General features: G+C 65.6%; 17 protein-coding genes. 8 read left to right on the top strand and 9 right to left on the bottom strand.

Going from position 1 to position 16,276, the window contains the following annotated elements:
* The first annotated feature begins 339 nt into the window (after positions 1–339).
* Positions 340–735, top strand: coding sequence for a DUF488 domain-containing protein (locus AB4061_RS22185; protein ID WP_441637537.1), 396 nt, complete (start codon positions 340–342; stop codon positions 733–735).
* Positions 736–860: 125 nt separating this feature from the next.
* Here the strand turns inward: AB4061_RS22185 and AB4061_RS22180 are convergent, their stop codons facing one another.
* Both AB4061_RS22180 and AB4061_RS22175 read right to left on the bottom strand, forming a co-directional pair.
* Complete coding sequence (locus AB4061_RS22180) at positions 861–1,031, bottom strand: hypothetical protein (RefSeq protein WP_441637535.1); 171 nt, start codon at positions 1,029–1,031, stop codon at positions 861–863.
* A gap of 222 nt (positions 1,032–1,253) precedes the next feature.
* A complete protein-coding gene (locus AB4061_RS22175; protein WP_441637533.1) occupies positions 1,254–1,970 on the bottom strand; it encodes a GntR family transcriptional regulator in 717 nt (238 codons plus the stop codon).
* 304 nt (positions 1,971–2,274) lie between these two features.
* Here AB4061_RS22175 and AB4061_RS22170 point away from each other — a divergent pair, with 304 nt between their 5' ends.
* The 3 genes from AB4061_RS22170 (at position 2,275) to AB4061_RS22160 (ending at position 6,544) form a co-directional block, all read left to right on the top strand.
* Positions 2,275–3,522: a nucleoside recognition domain-containing protein gene (locus AB4061_RS22170; protein ID WP_441637531.1), complete on the top strand. Its 1,248-nt coding sequence runs from the start codon at positions 2,275–2,277 to the stop codon at positions 3,520–3,522.
* Positions 3,523–4,074: 552 nt separating this feature from the next.
* Positions 4,075–6,174 carry an FUSC family protein gene (locus AB4061_RS22165; protein ID WP_441637529.1) on the top strand — a complete coding sequence of 700 codons (2,100 nt, stop codon included), beginning with the start codon at positions 4,075–4,077 and terminating at the stop codon, positions 6,172–6,174.
* 91 nt (positions 6,175–6,265) lie between these two features.
* Entirely contained in the window at positions 6,266–6,544 is a 279-nt protein-coding gene (locus tag AB4061_RS22160) for a DUF1488 domain-containing protein (RefSeq protein WP_183032748.1), read from the top strand.
* A gap of 4 nt (positions 6,545–6,548) precedes the next feature.
* Here the strand turns inward: AB4061_RS22160 and AB4061_RS22155 are convergent, their stop codons facing one another.
* Together AB4061_RS22155 and AB4061_RS22150 are read right to left on the bottom strand one after the other, a co-directional pair.
* Complete coding sequence (locus tag AB4061_RS22155) at positions 6,549–7,019, bottom strand: universal stress protein (protein WP_441637551.1); 471 nt, start codon at positions 7,017–7,019, stop codon at positions 6,549–6,551.
* Between the two features lie 66 nt (positions 7,020–7,085).
* Positions 7,086–7,928: a L,D-transpeptidase gene (locus AB4061_RS22150; protein ID WP_441637527.1), complete on the bottom strand. Its 843-nt coding sequence runs from the start codon at positions 7,926–7,928 to the stop codon at positions 7,086–7,088.
* A 290-nt stretch (positions 7,929–8,218) separates the two neighbouring features.
* On the opposite strand from AB4061_RS22150, the gene AB4061_RS22145 reads away from it, so the two are divergent.
* Both AB4061_RS22145 and AB4061_RS22140 read left to right on the top strand, forming a co-directional pair.
* Positions 8,219–9,013 (top strand): DUF1835 domain-containing protein, encoded by a 795-nt coding sequence (locus tag AB4061_RS22145; RefSeq protein WP_441637525.1) that lies wholly within the window; start codon positions 8,219–8,221, stop codon positions 9,011–9,013.
* A gap of 23 nt (positions 9,014–9,036) precedes the next feature.
* A complete protein-coding gene (locus tag AB4061_RS22140; RefSeq protein ID WP_441637523.1) occupies positions 9,037–9,675 on the top strand; it encodes a TetR/AcrR family transcriptional regulator in 639 nt (212 codons plus the stop codon).
* Between the two features lie 49 nt (positions 9,676–9,724).
* On the opposite strand, the gene kefC is transcribed toward AB4061_RS22140, so the two are convergent.
* Both kefC and kefF read right to left on the bottom strand, forming a co-directional pair.
* The gene (gene kefC / locus AB4061_RS22135; RefSeq protein WP_441637521.1) at positions 9,725–11,539 is read right to left on the bottom strand and encodes a glutathione-regulated potassium-efflux system protein KefC; all 1,815 of its coding nucleotides are present in this window, start codon (positions 11,537–11,539) and stop codon (positions 9,725–9,727) included.
* A 10-nt stretch (positions 11,540–11,549) separates the two neighbouring features.
* Positions 11,550–12,131, bottom strand: coding sequence for a glutathione-regulated potassium-efflux system oxidoreductase KefF (gene kefF, locus AB4061_RS22130; RefSeq protein ID WP_441637519.1), 582 nt, complete (start codon positions 12,129–12,131; stop codon positions 11,550–11,552).
* A 417-nt stretch (positions 12,132–12,548) separates the two neighbouring features.
* Between kefF and AB4061_RS22125 the strand changes: the two genes are divergently transcribed.
* Positions 12,549–13,247 carry a GNAT family N-acetyltransferase gene (locus tag AB4061_RS22125; RefSeq protein ID WP_441637517.1) on the top strand — a complete coding sequence of 233 codons (699 nt, stop codon included), beginning with the start codon at positions 12,549–12,551 and terminating at the stop codon, positions 13,245–13,247.
* Positions 13,248–13,328: 81 nt separating this feature from the next.
* On the opposite strand, the gene AB4061_RS22120 is transcribed toward AB4061_RS22125, so the two are convergent.
* The 3 genes from AB4061_RS22120 to AB4061_RS22110 all read right to left on the bottom strand — a co-directional run bounded on the left by AB4061_RS22120 (position 13,329) and on the right by AB4061_RS22110 (position 15,563).
* Positions 13,329–13,820 (bottom strand): Lrp/AsnC family transcriptional regulator, encoded by a 492-nt coding sequence (locus tag AB4061_RS22120; protein ID WP_043352404.1) that lies wholly within the window; start codon positions 13,818–13,820, stop codon positions 13,329–13,331.
* Between the two features lie 411 nt (positions 13,821–14,231).
* Positions 14,232–14,789, bottom strand: coding sequence for an EF-hand domain-containing protein (locus AB4061_RS22115; protein WP_441637514.1), 558 nt, complete (start codon positions 14,787–14,789; stop codon positions 14,232–14,234).
* Positions 14,790–14,951: 162 nt separating this feature from the next.
* Positions 14,952–15,563, bottom strand: coding sequence for a type II secretion system protein N (locus AB4061_RS22110; protein ID WP_441637512.1), 612 nt, complete (start codon positions 15,561–15,563; stop codon positions 14,952–14,954).
* A 226-nt stretch (positions 15,564–15,789) separates the two neighbouring features.
* On the opposite strand from AB4061_RS22110, the gene gspG reads away from it, so the two are divergent.
* Positions 15,790–16,257, top strand: a complete 468-nt coding sequence (gspG, locus tag AB4061_RS22105; protein ID WP_441637549.1) for a type II secretion system major pseudopilin GspG — start codon at positions 15,790–15,792, stop codon at positions 16,255–16,257.
* The last annotated feature ends 19 nt before the right edge of the window (positions 16,258–16,276 follow it).

Genomic DNA, 16,276 nt, shown 5'->3' with positions numbered 1-16,276 from the left:
GGTTTTTTTCCTTCAGCTCGCTGCGCCATGCGCGCCGCCAACCACCCCTGCCGACCCCGCAACCCTTGTCCCGTCTGCTTTGCAGCGGTGTTTCGTGTTGCGAGGGGGCGAATCATAGGGGACCCCCTCGGCCTTGGCAAGCGTTTTCTGAAATGATTCTGGCATCGACAGAAAAGCGCCGCAAAAGACCCGTGAAGACTGGCCGGCACCACCAAGCCACGGCACTAGCCCCCAGCCACCTGACTGCGGCAAACTATGGCCGCCGGACAGGCCCGGGCGGCACACGACAGGGTCCGCCGCTGCGCCCGCGGATCACTCTATATAGAAGGAGGAACTTGCATGACCATCCGCATCGTGAAACTGGGTTCGCCCCGACTGCCCGACGAGGGAATCCGCATCGGCACCGTACGCAGGCCGCCCCGGGGCGTGCCGAAAGCCGAGTTTGCCAAGCGGGACTACTACGACGTGTGGTTTCCGAACCTCTCGCCCTCCGCCGAACTGGTTGCACAGGCCTTGGACATACAGGCTGGAGGGGACGAAAAGGCATGGCGGGCATTCGAGCGGCACTTTCGTGCGGAAATGGCACGCCCGGAAGCCAGCAGGACACTGGATCTGCTGGCCGCGATGTCACAGCAAACGAATTTCTCGATTGGCTGTTATTGCGAACACGAGGAAAGATGCCACCGCTCTATATTGCGCGCCCTGCTGGCGGCGCGCGGGGCCGCGCTATCTTAGAGGCCATATCCAAAAGATGCTGGCGTCGTTGCGCTGCCTTGGCCGATCCACTTGTACTGTCTGCGGCCGCGCGCCTAGCCAGAACCGCTTCGCTTCATTCTGAAACGGCCTCTTAGGCCGTGCGCTCAAACCGGCTTTTGGCCCCGCACGCACTGGCGGCGGAACAAGGGGCGCAGGCTGGGCCAGCGGATAGGCAGGAGCGGGGTGCAATGGCGCACAGCGTCGCGCTCGGCATAGTGGGCCAGCAGTTGCTCGCCAACCGACTGCCGGAAATAGGTGGGCGTCGGGTAGTCCATGGTCAATCCCTATTGTGGTTCATCAGGATTGACAGTATACCGAATTTTGGTGCACCGCGTCATGTCGAGGCTCGCAAACGCCCCATTCCGGGGCGTTGGGTAGCTGCAAGAGCGCCCCGAAATGCCAATGGAATCAACGAAAAGCAGCGCCACAGGAGCGACAGGTGCTGACTTGACCCGGTGCGGGATCGCTTTCGTATATCGAATACTATCTACCAGCACTCAAGAACCCGCAGCGCCGGCCTCGGCCACATCTTCGGCTGCCTTGGCAGCGCTGTAGACGTGCCGCGTTGCCAACAGCGCCGCCAGATCCGCATCGCCGGCGATGACGGCCTGCAGGATCTGCGCGTGCTCTTCCCAGTTCTGCCGGGCACGCGTCACGTTGGCCGGCGCGAACAGCAGGCCCGTGCGCTCCCTGAGCGTACGCACCATATCCTGCAGCACGCTATTGGCCGCGATATTGCCCAGCACCTCATGGAAGCGGGTGTTCAATTCGATGAAGCGCTCCGAGCGTCCGCTCGCGGCGGCCTCGGTGCCCTGGCGCAGCACTTCGCTGAGCTCGGCGATCAGGGCAGGATCACGGCGCTGGGCAGCCAGCTTGGCGTTTAGCCCCTCCAGGGTTGCCCGCACTTCGACCATTTCCTTGGCGATGTTCGGCGACAGCGTCGCCACCGAGGCGCCCCGCCGGGGCTCGATGCGCACCAGGCCTTCGGCGGCAAGCGCGCGCAGCGCTTCCCGCACGGGGATGCGCGACACGCCGAGTTCAGTGGAAAGCTTGTTTTCGACCAGGCGCTCGCCCTGGTTGTATTGCCCGCCGAGGATACGCTCACGCAACGTATCGGTCACCAGGGCAAACAATGGGGAGTGCTGGGCGCCAAGGCTGGCGCCGGCGGAATCCGAACCAGGAAGTGCGTGTTCGGTACCATGGGCGTCGGACATAGGTTCTGGCTTGGTCAGCGAGACACTGTCCTCGGGTGTGGCGCGCGGGCGAGCCATCGCGGACGGGTGTCATAGGGATCAGGGACCGCGGCGCTGGCCCGGAAGGCTGAGGGGCAATGCGACCGCGGCGGTATTGTCCGCATTGTATACCGGCGCACTACGGTTTTTGCGCAACACATTGCCAGTGCCAAGGCTCACGCCAGGGCGCGCCGACGCTGGCAGCACGCGCCACCCATGTGCCGGGGGCACGGGTCCGGCAGGCTATGATGCGTAGCCTCTCCCAAACCCCGCCTGCGATTCGCCGATGGCTCTTAACCTGGTCTGGCTCTCCTTCTTCCTGCTCGCCTTCGTCGTCGCCTGCATTCGTGTGGCAACAGGCGATATCGCGGTATTTCCGGCGATGCTCGCAAGCCTGTTCGACAACGCACGCACCGCGTTCGAGATTTCGCTTGGCCTGGCGGGCGTCATGAGCTTGTGGCTGGGCATCATGCGCATTGGTGAGCGCGCCGGCGTCGTCGACGTCTTCGCGCGCGCGGTCAATCCGCTTTTGCGCCACTTCTTCCCTGGCGTTCCCCAGGGCCACCCGGCCCAGGGCGCGATAATGATGAATGTATCGGCCAATATGCTGGGGCTCGACAATGCGGCGACGCCGCTCGGCCTCAATGCCATGCGGGAGCTGCAGTCGCTCAATCCGCGCGCTGACACAGCCAGCAACGCGCAGATCATGTTCATCGTGCTGAACACGGCTGGCTTGACGCTGATCCCGACTTCGGTGATCGCCATGCGGCAGGCGATCGCGGTCAAGCAAGGCCTGGTCGGGTTCAATGCCGCGGATATCTTCCTTCCGACCCTGCTCGCCACCTGCGCGTCCTGCGTTGCCGGCTTGCTGGCAGTGGCCTGGGCGCAGCGGCTCAACCTGCTCAAGCCTGCCGTGCTGGCCGCCTTCGGGCTGCTGGCGGCGGCTGTCGGCGGACTCTTCCTCTGGCTGCGGCACGCGCCCCCGGAACAGGTGAGCACCGCCACCGCCCTGGCTGGCAGCGGCTTCATCCTGACATTGATCGTGGTCTTCCTGATTTGCGGTGCCGTGCGCGGCATCAATGTCTACGAGGCCTTCATCGACGGCGCCAAGGAAGGCTTTGGCGTGGCTGTGCAGATCATTCCCTATCTCGTGGCAATCCTGGTGGCGATCGGGCTGTTTCGGGTGACCGGCTGCATGGATGTCTTGATGCAGGGCCTGAGCACCGCTTTTGCCTGGCTGGGCCTGGACACCGCCTTCGTCCCCGCGTTGCCGGTCGGGTTGATGAAAATCCTGTCTGGCGCGGGCGCACGCGGACTGATGATCGACGTCATGAGCACCTATGGCGTCGACTCCTTCCAAGGCAAGCTCGCCGCGATCATCCAGGGCTCGACCGAAACCACCTTCTATGTGCTCGCCGTGTACTTCGGCAGCGTCAACATCCGCAACACACGGCACGCGCTTGCCTGTGCCTTGTTCGCCGATCTTGTGGGATTGTGCGCCGCGGTCGGCATCGCCTATCTGTTCTTCCGCTGAAACGGGCACGCCGTGTCGCGATAAACCAGATGAATTGCCGACAAACACTCGACAAAAACAGGGCAAAAGGTGAGAGAAAACGAGCTTCCGATGTATTAAACCGCCATTTTGTTGCTCACATACAACATGTTTGTGAAGCCAGACACGCTTGGTCTATATGCCGCTTGGTGCGACGCAGCAAATCATATATAGTGGAGTCTGTCTCCTCCACCACCTCGGTGGATTCCAGCCCGCGCACGAAACTGCGCGGGTTTTTTTTGCCCGCGTTTTGCCAATCGCCATGATTTGCCCTTGCTATGGCGGCTCACGGCACCGGCCGCAGCCGATCCTGCCCAGCGCACCAAAGAAGCTCAGCCACTGCACCAAGAGAAGGCCAAGCCGCACCGCTCCGGTGTAAAACCTCGAATTTCGCGCAGAATGTTGCGACGCAACATTCGATCCCGTAGAGTCAACCTGTCTCTTGCGCCTGGCAGGGCGAATCTCCGCCTCGCAGCGCCCACCCTTCTTGCCGACATGATTTCCGCGCTGCGCCCGCCCCGCCCCGATGCTTCGATGTTGCAAAGAGGCCTGGTCTACGCCTTCTCGTTCCTGGTCCTGGCCGGCACGGGATGGCTTACCGGGGAAGCTGGCTATCTGTGGGCGGCAACGGCTTCTATCTGGACCTGCCTGGCCGATCGCCGCGGCACCGCCGCCGAACGGCTGGCCGCACTGGGCTCCGTCGGCATTGGCGGTGCGGCCGCATGTGCCCTGGGCACCGCTGCAGCGGTGACGCCGTGGACGGCGCTGGCCTTGGTGCTTTTCGCTGGGCTGGCCGCCGGGCTGGCCGAGACCCGCGGCCCCGTGCCCGCGCTGTCGGCCAAGCTGCTCTACGTGGTGCTGATCGCCTCCTGCCTGCAACCGGCGGGCGAGGCCGAGCTGGCTGTGCGTGTGCTGGCCCGCAGCCAGGAATTCCTGCTCGGCGGCATCTTCGCCTGCGTCGTCAGCCTAGCCCTCATCCGATCCGCTCGCGACACGCGGCCGCGCGCCGAGATACTGGCGATGTTCGATGCGTTGCTGCGTTTTGCTTCCGATCTGGCGGCCGATGCGCCCGTAGGCGATGYGACGGCCATCAAGCGCGACATCCGCGAACGTATCGAGGCTGCGCATCAGGCGATCAACATGCGGCGCAGCCTGCGGGACCCGCTTGGGCTGATGCACTATGCCTACGTGGTGAGCTTGGCCGATGCCATGTTCGCCCTGTTGATCGTTGCCGCCGAACTGCGCAGCCGGGCCGATGACGCAGGCCCCAAAGCCGGTGACACGGGCAGTGCGGAGCACCTGCCGCTGCGCCACTTGCTGCGCTGCGTCACCGATGTCCGGGAGCAGGCCTGCGAAAGTCTGGCCCATCACGCGCCTGACCTGCCGTCGCTATGCGCGGCGCTGGCCGGCGAACTGCGCCGCCTGCATGCACMGCTGGCCAATGCCGGGGCGCCGCCGTTGTACCAGGCTGCGTTGAGCGCACTGGCCCGGTATCCGGCCTTCGGCGACTGGCGCCGCGAGTACCGTTGGCCACGGCGCACCGTGCGCCGGACATGGCAACGCTGGCGCGCCGTGGTTGCGGAGCACACCGCCCGCGATGCCCGCGTGGCCCGCCATGCGGTGCGGCTGGCACTGGCTGGCAGCCTGAGCCTGATGCCGGCGCAGTTCTGGAGAGTCGATCACGGATACTGGGTGGCGGTCACCGTCATCATGGTGCTTAGCCCCCAGTTGCAAACCACGCGCAGGATCTCGTTCCTGCGCTTCGCGGGATCCCTGGCCGGCGCGCTGCTGGCCTGTGCCATCGGCCTGGCTCACCCGTCGGCGCCGCTGGCCCTGGCAATCAGCGCGGCCTGCCTGGCGGCCGCCTACACGTGCCGGCTCGCCGGCAGTCCCGGTGCCTTCGCGATGTGCCTGACGCCCGCGGTAATCCTGTTCTCGTGGGTCGGGGCCCCAGCGGCGGACAGCAGCCACTTTGCCGCGCTGCGGGGCATCGACACGGCGCTGGGCTGCCTGATCGCCCTGGCCAGCTACTACGTGCTGGCGCCGCGGGCCGAGCTGTCGCGGGTGTATCGCCATAGCCTCGACGCCCTGGTGGCAAACGCAGCGTACCTGCGGGCAGCATTTGCCGGCGCCAGCGCGTTCACTGCCTCGCCCACGCGCTCGCCCGCACCGACGCAGACACGGCTGGAAACCTTGCGCATGGCGGCCGGACGTACTTCCAGCCGGGCGGATCAAACCTTGCAGCAGGGCGCGGCAGAACTCGCTCCAGAGCTGGCCCGCGAGTACGCCCAGCTGCACCTGGCCTTGCGGCGCATGGCAGCGCTGGCTGGCTTGGTGCGCGCCGGGCTAGAGGGCCAAGCGGGCAAAAGCCAGCCGGAACCGGCCACGCAGGCAGTCCTGCAAGGCCTCGCCGCGCAGCTGTCCGACCTGGCAGCCAACCCCGGCGCAGGCGTGACTTCGCTTGCAAGCGGGTTCCTGCCTGATTCCGCGGCGCCGCTGGACCGGTTTCTGGTTGAACAGGCCGGCTTCGCCTCGGCCCAGATCAACGCCGCCCATGCAGCCGTGGCCGCCGTGCACCGGCTGGCTGGCAGCCAGCCCAAACCCAACGGCCCGCGTTTGCCATATCCGGGTTGATGACGGTCAAAGCCCAGCACTCCGCGTTCATCGCGGATCGGAACGATCTCCTAGAATGGTTCCATCCCTCAGTGACCGGTGTGAGCACGCCATGCCCGAAATATCCTTTCCCCGCAGCGTTCCCACCTACTGTGCGGCTAGCCTGACCCTCTCCTGCCCCGCCACTGTCAACGGGCAACCCACCTTGTATTCGATCACGGCCGAGGCGCTCGAGACCCATTTCGGCGCCCGCTCCCCACGCGAGGAGGACCTGGTGCGGGCGTTTACCAGCCATCGGCAGCGCATCGAACGCATTGCCGAAGGCCTGTTCGAACTCACCCAGGCGCGGGAAATCCTGTTACGCAGCGGGCACATCCGATTCGCGGGCTGAAGGCTCAGCCTTCCGCCGCCTGGCCGCGCACCAGGAGCACCGGCACGCTGGCCTGCCGGATCACGGACTCGGCCACGCTGCCCAGGACCAGCCTGCGCACGCCACGCCGGCCGTGGGTGCCGATCACGATAAGGTCTGCGCCCCACTCGGCGGCTGCATCGTTTACCGCACTGGCAATGTCACCCCCCACGGCCTGCTGGGCGACCAGCCGCGTTTCGTGGCGCACGCCCTGCGCGCCGAGGCGTTGCGCGGCAGCGGCCAACGCGCGCTCGCCGCTGTCAGTCAACGCTTGCAGCACAGGCGTCGGGTCGTAATACGCGACATCGAACATAAGCTGGCCGTTGTCCACGACATACAAGGCGAGGACTTGCGCGCCCCCGGTGCCCGCGATCCGGATTGCCTCGGCAAGCGCCAGGTCGGAGGTCGCACTGCCATCCACTGCCACCACAATCTTCTTATAAGCCGCATTCGTCATTGCCATTTTCTCCCTAAGAACAACGGATAGTGGCGGAAGCGGCATCGCATTCCGCCGGATTCGATACTACTCACCCCCGTGCGGCGCAGACGTTGCGTGCGCGCCCGAGTCCACGATCACGAGGTAGCGCCCCGGCCGGGCTACCGGCGCCCGGCCCGGTGCCAGGATCCAGAGCGAGTCACCGCGCTGCGCGGCAGCCAGGTAGTCGGCATCCAGCAGCCCATAGTGGTCAAGGAGGCGATTCAGGGTGGCGGGGATCCGCACGCATCCCTTGGAAGCCGGGTGGCCCAGCCGAGATTCAAGCCGGTCCGGATCGGTGGCATGCATCTGCAAGCGCATCTGGCTCTCCCCGCCCTTGCCCCAGCCACGTTGGGCATCGACCCAGCCGAAGTCATAGATGCGCATCCCGCTGACGCCGTAGCCGCGGATGCCGTTTTCGTTGTAGGTACCCTCGGCGCGGAAATCCATGTTGTCCATGCTGTGGCTGAATACACCGGTCGGCGTGATGAAATGATCGAAAGTGCCTGGCTTGCCTGTCGAGACGGGCGCGGCGCCCACCCACTGCCAAGGCGCATCGTCGGCGGGCCGCGCGAACAGCATGGCGGCCTGGACGCGCGGGTTGCGATCGACCAGCACAGCCCAGTCACCCGCGTCGGCCTCCCGCCCGTCTGCCTGCAGCGCGGACGCCAGCAAGCCGGCATACCGCACGGCGACGGCCGCCGGGAGGCTGAGATGGCGGGACACCTGTTGCGCAAATGCTTGCCGGACCATGCTGAGCTCATTGGCGGCGGCGAGTGGTGGCTGGAACGCCACCAGCGCGGCTAGCGCCAATGGCGCCAGAGGTCTGAAGCGAGCGAGCCAGCGCCGAAACCCTTTGACGCGGGCCCGCCCGAGGCGAGCGCACGGCATGATTGCCTCCTTAAGACAGGCGTTGCGGCTAAACGCCATGGTTGACGTTTAGCCGGCGCGGCGCCTTGCGCAGGATCAAGCTCCGCGCACGCAAAGCGCTCCGACGGCGCCGCCGCCGTCCCGAAACGGTGGACGGTCTACTTATATAGACCGCGAAGGCAACGACTATTTCCGTTGTGTATGCCAGACGCCGCTTCCCGGGGACGAAGGATCGCCAGCGCACCGGGCATTGCGGCTCAGCCGCCGCGTTTCGTGCCTTACGCAGGTCGCATCCATATACAATCACGCCCATGCAATACATCCATGTCGTCAACGGCGACGTAGCGGGCAACACGCTACGGCAAGCCCTCGCCCAGGCCGCCAGGCCCGACCCGGTCGTCGTGCTTCGCGACGACCTCGCCGTCGGGCCGCTGGCCGACGTCGATAGCAGCGGGCTGATCCGCTCCGGTTTCTGGCAGCGCGTGGCGCCGCACAGCGACATCGACTTCGCCGCCGAGATGCACCAGGCGCTGGACCAGCTGCATGGCCTGCGCAAGGACGAGCTGGAGGTTGCCATCTGGCATGGCCAGAGCGCTTCCGACCAGCTGATGCTGCGCCGGGTGGTGTTTCACCTCTACCAGTCGCCCCAGCGCATCAATGAAGTGGCCATGGACCTGCGCGAGCTGGAAGCACCCGCACGCGGCAACCTGGCCGCGATCGGCATGTATCCCGCGGCCCGGCTGGCGCGGCGCTTCTCCACCATCGCCCCGGTCTCGGTCCTGCGCCTGGGCCGCCTGGGCTATGAGTGGCAGCAGAACGTCAAGGAAAACGCCGACGTGCGCCTGTGGAAGGGCAATACGCTGGTGCCAGCGGCCTACCACACGGTCGACGAAGTGATCCTGGAGCGCGCCCCGCTGGAATGGGCGCCGGCCGCGCAATTGGTGGGCGGCGTGATGGGCGCCATCGAAGGCCTGCTGGCCAGCGACTGGTTTGTGTTCTGGCGCTGCCGCGAGCTGATCGGCGCCGGCCAGCTGGTGCTGCGCGGCAATGCCGAATCCCTGCAGACCTGCGAGCTGCGCCGCAACCTGTCCGCCGGCGGCGAGTAAAAAGAAAAAAGGCGAAGGTCTCCATGGCCCGTACCAAGGCACCCGATTTCGAGGCGCAGCGCGAGCAGATCCTGGACCTGGCTGCCGCCGCCTTTGCCGCCAGCAGCTACCCCAGCACCTCGATGGCCGACCTGGCCGCCGCCTGCGGCACCTCCAAGGCCCGGCTGTACCACTATTACGAGAGCAAGGAGGCGATCCTGTTCGATCTGCTCGACCGCTACACGCGCCGGCTGATGCTGATCGTGACCGAGGTCGAGGCGGAGGCGGAACGCCAGGGACGCAGCGAGCTGGATAGCTTCTCCAACCTGATCCGGGCTTTCCTGGCCGAGTACGAGACCTCGCAGACCCGGCATGTCGCCCTGATCAACGACGTCAAGTTCCTCGCCGAGGAGCAGCGCGACCAGATCCTCAAGCGCGAGCGCGACGTGGTGGCCGCCTTCTCCCGCCAGTTGCGCCGGGCCTATCCTGAGCGCGTCAACCGCGACAACCAGGCCGCGCTGACGATGACGGTGTTCGGCATGATCAACTGGACCTTCACCTGGCTCAAGCCGGGCGGCAAGCTGTCGTACGCGGAGTTCGCCGAGATGGTGATCGACCTGCTGGCGGGCGGATTGCCCGCCGCCCGCGCAGAGCCCGCGGCGCGGCTGCGCGGTGTCGAGTAACACATATTCATAGGCAATGCCGGCGCCATTACAGCGCCGGCATTGCATCTCAGGACCAGTCTTCCTCTTCCCGCTGGCGGCGCTGATCGCGGTCCTGACGGAACATCTCCTCCAGTTCGTCACGCGCCTGGCGCGCCAGCGAGACCAGCTTCTTCTGGTCCGTGTAGTGCGGGTAGAAGCGCTCGATCGCCGCGATGTTATGCCGGCGAAAGCGCAGCGCGACCGAGCGGGCCTGTACGGGATCGTAGCCCAGCCCCTCCAGCACGCGACGGCCCAGCAACAGCGAGCCCTCGAACACTTCGCGCTCGAACAGATGCACGCCGCGGTCCTTGAGCTGGTAGACGTGCGACACATGGCGCGCCCGCGCGTAGATCTGCAGGTGCGGGAAACGCGCGCGCACGCTGTCGATCAGCGCGAGGCTGTCCTCCATGCCATCGATCGCCACCACCAGGATGCGGGCCCGCTCCGCGCCCGCGGATTCAAGCAGGTCCATGCGCGTGGCATCCCCGTAGAACACCTTGAAATCGTACTGGCGCAGAAACTCGATCTGGTCGGGATCGTGGTCCAGCACGGTCACGCCGATCCCTTGCGCATAGAGCAGGCGGCCGATGATCTGGCCAAAGCGGCCAAAGCCGGCGATCAGCACGGGGTTGTCCTGCGGCGCGATCACGTCGTCCGGGCGCCGCGCCAGGCGGGCCAGCCGGGGCGCCACCAGCCGGTCGAAGGCCAGCAGGAGCAGCGGCGTAGCCACCATCGACAGCGCCACCACCAGCACCAGCAGCGCTTCGATGCGCGCCGGCAGCAAGCCGGCGCCGCCCGCCACGCCAAACACCACGAAGGCGAACTCGCCGCCCTGTGAAATCAGCAGCGCAAACAATAACCACTGGCCGCGCGCGATGCCAAAGCGCGGCGCCAGCAGGGCAAGCACCACCGTCTTGAGCAACACGAAGCCAACCACCAGGGCCGCCACCTGCACTGGTGCCTGCATCAGCACGCCGAAGTCGATCGACATGCCTACCGCCATGAAGAACAAGCCCAGCAACAGGCCCTTGAAGGGCTCAAGGTCGGCTTCCAGCGCATGACGGTACTCCGAGTCCGCCAGCAGCACACCGGCCAGGAAGGTGCCCAGCGCCATCGACAATCCCACCGCGTCCATCATCAGCGCGATGCCCACCACGAGCAGCAGCGCGAAGGCGGTAAACATCTCGCGCATGTCGGTGCGCGCGATAAAGCGCAGCGCGGGGCGGACCAGATAGCGCCCGCCCACCACCACGGCGCCGATCACCCCGACCGCCTTTGCCGCCCCAAGCCAGCCCGCCGCGCCGGACGCGCCGGCGTCGGCGCCACCGGCAGCCAGCAGCGGCAACAGCGCGATCATCGGGATCGCGGCGATGTCCTGGAACAGCAGGATGCCGAAGCTGGCGGCGCCCGCCGGCGTGCCAAAGAGATTGCGTTCGGCCAGCGTGGCCAGCGCGATTGCGGTGGACGACAGCGCCAACCCCAGGCCCGCCACCAGTGCGACCTGCCACGAGGCCCCGACCAGCGCAGCGACGCCGCCGAGCAGGATCGCGCAGGCCGCCATCTGGGCGCCGCCATAGCCGAAGATCACGCGGCGCAGCGCCCACAGCTTCTTGGGCTCGAGTTCCAGGCCGATCACGAACATCATCAGCACCACGCCGAACTCGGAAAAATGCAGGATGGATTCGACGTTGGTCACCAGCCGCAGGGCCCACGGGCCGATCGCCACGCCGGCCAGCAGGTAGCCGAGCACCGCGCCCAGGCCAAAGCGGCGCGCCACCGGCACCGCCACCACCGCGGCCACCAGGAAAACCACCAGGGCTACCAGGAAATCATGTTGTTCCATGGCGCGCTCCTCAGCTTGCGGCGGCGTTGACGGCAACGCCACGGGCGCCGTCCGCGATGCCGCCCAGCACACCGGTGACCCGGCCGATATGGTCGGCCAGCGCCTGGGCATCAGCCTGGTTGGCATCGTGCAGCACCAGCGGCGAGAGCCAGCTCATGCCGCACAGCACGGCGGTCTGCTCCAGCGGCAGCATGTATTCCTCGATGCTGTGGCCGTGCGTGCCGTCGGGCCCGTAGGAGTCGGCGTGGCCACCGGTGCTGGCCACCACAAGCATGGACTTGCCACGCAGCGCCGTACCGCCGGGGCCGTAAGCCCAGCCGCTCTCCAGCACTTCGTCCACCCACAGCTTGAGCAGCGCCGGCATGCTGTACCACTGCACCGGGAACTGCAGCACCAGCGTGCCGGCCCGCGCGAGGGCGCGCTGCTCAGCGACCACGTCGATGTCGTAGTCGGTATAGCTGGTGTAGAGATCGTGCACGGTCACGCCGGGCAGGCTTTCCAGTGCCGCCGCCAGCGGACGATTGACGCGCGACAGTTGCGGCCTGGGGTGGGCGTAGATAACGAGAATCGGGGGCTCGGCCTTGGGGTCCACGAAAAATCCTGAGAAATCGGCTGCGCAACGGTAGCCGTGAGGCACAAAAAGATGTGCATAAAGCACTTATATCTGTGAATAACTGGGACTGCATCACCGCGAGGCAGGGCCAATCCCGTGCCCCGGCCTGGCGAAAGCTGATATGCGGCGTTGCAGCAAACCCACATCATCGGGCGGAAAGCGCCCTTCAAGCATCACACAACTCATTGATTTATATAGATTTAGTTGGAATTTACAAAATCGAACAAGGTTGATGCGATGCTCACCTTACGTGGAACTGACAAATCCACTACAATACTTTTTGCATTGCAGCAAGATAGTGTTTGCCCTTGTAGTCCGACCCATTTGTCGAAAGTGCATGGCTGAACACCCGCTGAGTGCTATTTTTATACCTGATTACGTCGCAAGGAAAACAAAGTGAATCCGCTCGAACTGAGCAAGGCCGTCGGGGCCGTATCCGACGAAGATCTCCGCCGTGCAGCCGCAGCAGCGCAAGCCTCGCATCGCCCCACCACCTTGGTGCGCGAGCTGGCTGCGCATCATCGCTCGCGCCTGCTGAAGCATTTCCTCGCCCTGGGCGAGGAGGATCGCCTGCTCCGTTTCGGCCAGTCGGTTGGCGATCATGTGATCGAAGCCTACGTCGACAGCATCGATTTCGACCACGACACCGTGTTCGGCGTGTACGACGAGCACCTGGAACTGATCGGCGTGGGCCACTTTGCCAACCTGCGCGACAACACGCAGGGCCGGGTTGCCGAGTTCGGCGTCTCCGTGTCGCAGAGCGCACGTGGCCGCGGCATTGGCAGCGCGCTGTTCGAGCGTGCGGCCATGCACGGCCGCAACAGCAATGTGCGCACCCTGTACATGCACTGCCTGTCGCGCAATGCCGCCATGATGCACATTGCCAAGAAGGCCGGCATGAAGGTGCAGTATGCGTACGGCGAGGCCGATGCCTACCTTGAGCTGCCGCCTGCCGATACCGTCAGCCGCCTGACCGAGGCGCTCGACGAGCAGGTTGCCGACCTCGACTACATGCTGCGCCGCAACCTGCGCGATGCGCGCCGTTTCGGCCTGCGCTTCTGGCGCTCGATGGTGCCGCAAAAGCACACCGCCTGAGCGAAGCCTGCCGGCATCGTACCGATGGCGCGCCCGCCCGGCGCGCCATTTTCTTTGGTGCCGGCGATCGCCGCGAGGCCCTCAGCCTCCTGGCACCGGCAAGGCCGTGGTGTCCTTGATGCATTCAAGGGCGAAGCTCGATCGTACGTCGATGACCGCCGGATGGGCCAGCAAGTGGTCCTTCATGAAGCGTGCGAAATGCTCCATGTCTTCCACGTAGACCTTGAGCAGCAGGTCCATCTCCCCGGTCATGGCGTGACAGGCGGCCACTTCCGGCCAGATCTCGATGGCAGCTCGGAACAAGTCCAGCGGCGCCTTGCCTTTGGGCGCCCCCCCGTGCTTCTCGAGCCGTACGTTGATATAGGCCAGCAGCCCCAGCCCGATCCGGCCGGGTTCCAGCAGCGCCGCGTACTGGCGAATCACGCCCACCTCCTCCAGTCGGCGGATGCGCCGCAGGCACGGGCTGGGCGACAGGTTCACGCGCTCGGCCACTTCCAGGTTGGTCAGCCTCCCGTTGGTCTGCAGCACCTCCAGGATCTTCCTGTCGATCTTGTCCAGCTCCACCTTGCTCACGATATTGTTGCTCCGCAATATGTTTGTCGGCAATTTTTTTGCGCAAATTTAGCAAACCGTGCACAAGTACGCAATTTTTTATGGTGACCTGTCTCCTGCGGCGTCCTTTCGCCCTGCGCGATCGCCTTCCGGGTGCAAGATGCCGCCGCGACGTACAGCCATGCACAGGAACGGGGCGTCGGAGACTGCCGTGGCAAATGCGACCCGATCGCCCCGGACGTTCCGGCCTTCAGGGCCGTGGACTATCCGCTGACCCGGCAGGTCGAGGGTTCCGAAGGCAAGGATGGTGCCAACGCTGGCCGGTGCCGCCAGCCACGGCGCAAAAAAAAAGCGCGGCCGGCAACGGTCGCGCTTTTTTCATCTGCCCACGGCGCGGCGCGCCGTGGATCCTGCCTCAATCAGTCACCGCGATCAGCCACCGCTGCTCGACGGCGCTGCCGGGTTGGACTGGCTACCGCGGGGCATCCGCTGCATCCGCTGCTCGTGCATCTTCTGCATGCCAGCGTGGATCTCGTCGAGCGTCAGCTTGCCATCGTGGTTGGTGTCGAACTGGTCGAAGTACCTGGCCAGGTGAGGCATCCCGGCTTGCACCTCTGCCTTGGTCAGCGCACCGTCGCCATTCTTGTCGGCCGCCTTGAAGCGGGCGTCGAGCTCGGCCCGCATCTCGGCACGGCGCTGCTCCATCATCGTCTTGCGATAAGCAGCCAGTTCGCTCTTGTCGAGCTTGCCGTCGTGATTGGTGTCGATCTTGTTGAACAGCGCGTCGGCCTCCGCCTTGGAGATCGTGCCATCGCCGTCGGTATCGACCGATTTGAACCACATGCCGCCGCCATGCTCCATATGGTGGCGTTCCGGGGCCGGCGCGGCGGGCGCAGTGGTCTGGGCGAAAGCTGCGCCGCCCATCGCCAGGAACACGGCCGAAGCGGCCATGAAATTCCGGATCGAACGTGCCTTGAGATTGCCTTGCATGTCTTTGCTCCTTTTTCGTCTCGGTGGACTGGTAGGAATTAGAGCGCACGCCAGGCTGGAAAGTTGGTCCACCTAATACGTTGTTACGCGGCTCACAGTTAAGCACCGCCGGCGTAAACCACTGAAAGTAACGTAAACAAGTTGGCGCAGCGCTGTTACAAGTCAGTCTTTAGCAGAGATAGGTTCGCTGCCGCCCTGGGACTGCTGCTGCGGCAAGGACTGCGGCGGCGGTGCGGGGATGGGCGTGGCGGGCACCGGCATCGGCGTGGATAGCGGCGCCGCCGCGCCTGCCGGCAAAGCCGGCTGCGCGGCCGCCGCGGGACCGCGCGTGACGATGGCCGGGACCGGCAGCGCAATTTCCTGGCGCACGCCATTGCGCTCGATCACGACCCCGCGATCGCGGATTTCCGTCAGCCGGAGCTGCGGCGACAGCGCGGTGCCCGCGCGCACCGCCTTGGGCGGGCCGCCATCCAGCGAGACAATGGCCGCCCCGGCACCGCTGCCAATGTCGGCAACCACACCGATCAACTGCACATCGCGCACGCCGGACTGCGCGTTGCCGCCAAACAGCGTGCCGGCCGCGCCGGTCTCCACCGCCTCGGTCTGCGCCACGCGGGCCGCGTTCGGCACGGCAATGGTCTGCATCGCGCTGAAGATGAGCGCCCAGCGGGTGGCCAGGGCGCATAGCGCGACGAACAGCACGAGCGCGGCCAGCCGCGGCAGCCAGAGGCTGGAGGGGTTGAAGCGAAGGGCGGGCCGCAAGGAGAGTTGCACGGAAGTGGGCTGGTAGGCATCAAAACGCCAAGCCTACCAGAGCCGCATGACAGCTGTCTGCCTCCGTCAGGCCCGCGCCGTTTCGCCGCGGGTGAACATGCAAGCACTCGCTCGCAAAGTCGTCATGAAGTGGCGGTTATACTGTTTGACCACTGGATCGCCACCACGCGGATGCAACGCGGATGTGAGCAGGCGCTCCGCCAGATATTCCATAAGGCTAACCATGATGCGCAGGAACGTTGCCACCCTTCCCGACTCTTCCCCCCGCCTCGGCCGCCGCCGTGTCCGCGGCTTTACCCTGATCGAAATCATGGTCGTGATCGTGATCCTCGGCGTGCTGGCCGCGCTGGTGGTCCCGAAGATCATGAGCCGCCCGGACGAAGCCCGTATCGTCGCTGCGCGCCAGGACATCTCCTCGATCATGCAGGCGCTCAAGCTGTACCGCCTGGACAACAGCCGCTATCCCACCACGGAGCAAGGCCTCGCGGCACTGGTGGCCAAGCCCACCACCGAGCCCGTGCCCAACAACTGGAAAGGTGGCGGCTACCTGGAAAAGCTGCCCAAGGACCCCTGGGGCCATCCGTACCAGTACCTGAACCCGGGCGTGCGCGGCGAGATCGACGTGTTCAGCTTCGGCGCCGACGGCCAGGCGGGCGGCAGTGGCAACGACGCCGATATCGGCAACTGGGAATAAGGAACCACTGCCATGATCC

This window comes from Cupriavidus sp. YAF13 (assembly GCF_052113425.1).
In the GTDB taxonomy this organism is placed as follows: domain Bacteria; phylum Pseudomonadota; class Gammaproteobacteria; order Burkholderiales; family Burkholderiaceae; genus Cupriavidus.
Note: the sequence above shows the minus strand (reverse complement) of the source record. Positions and strands in the feature narration are given on the sequence as shown.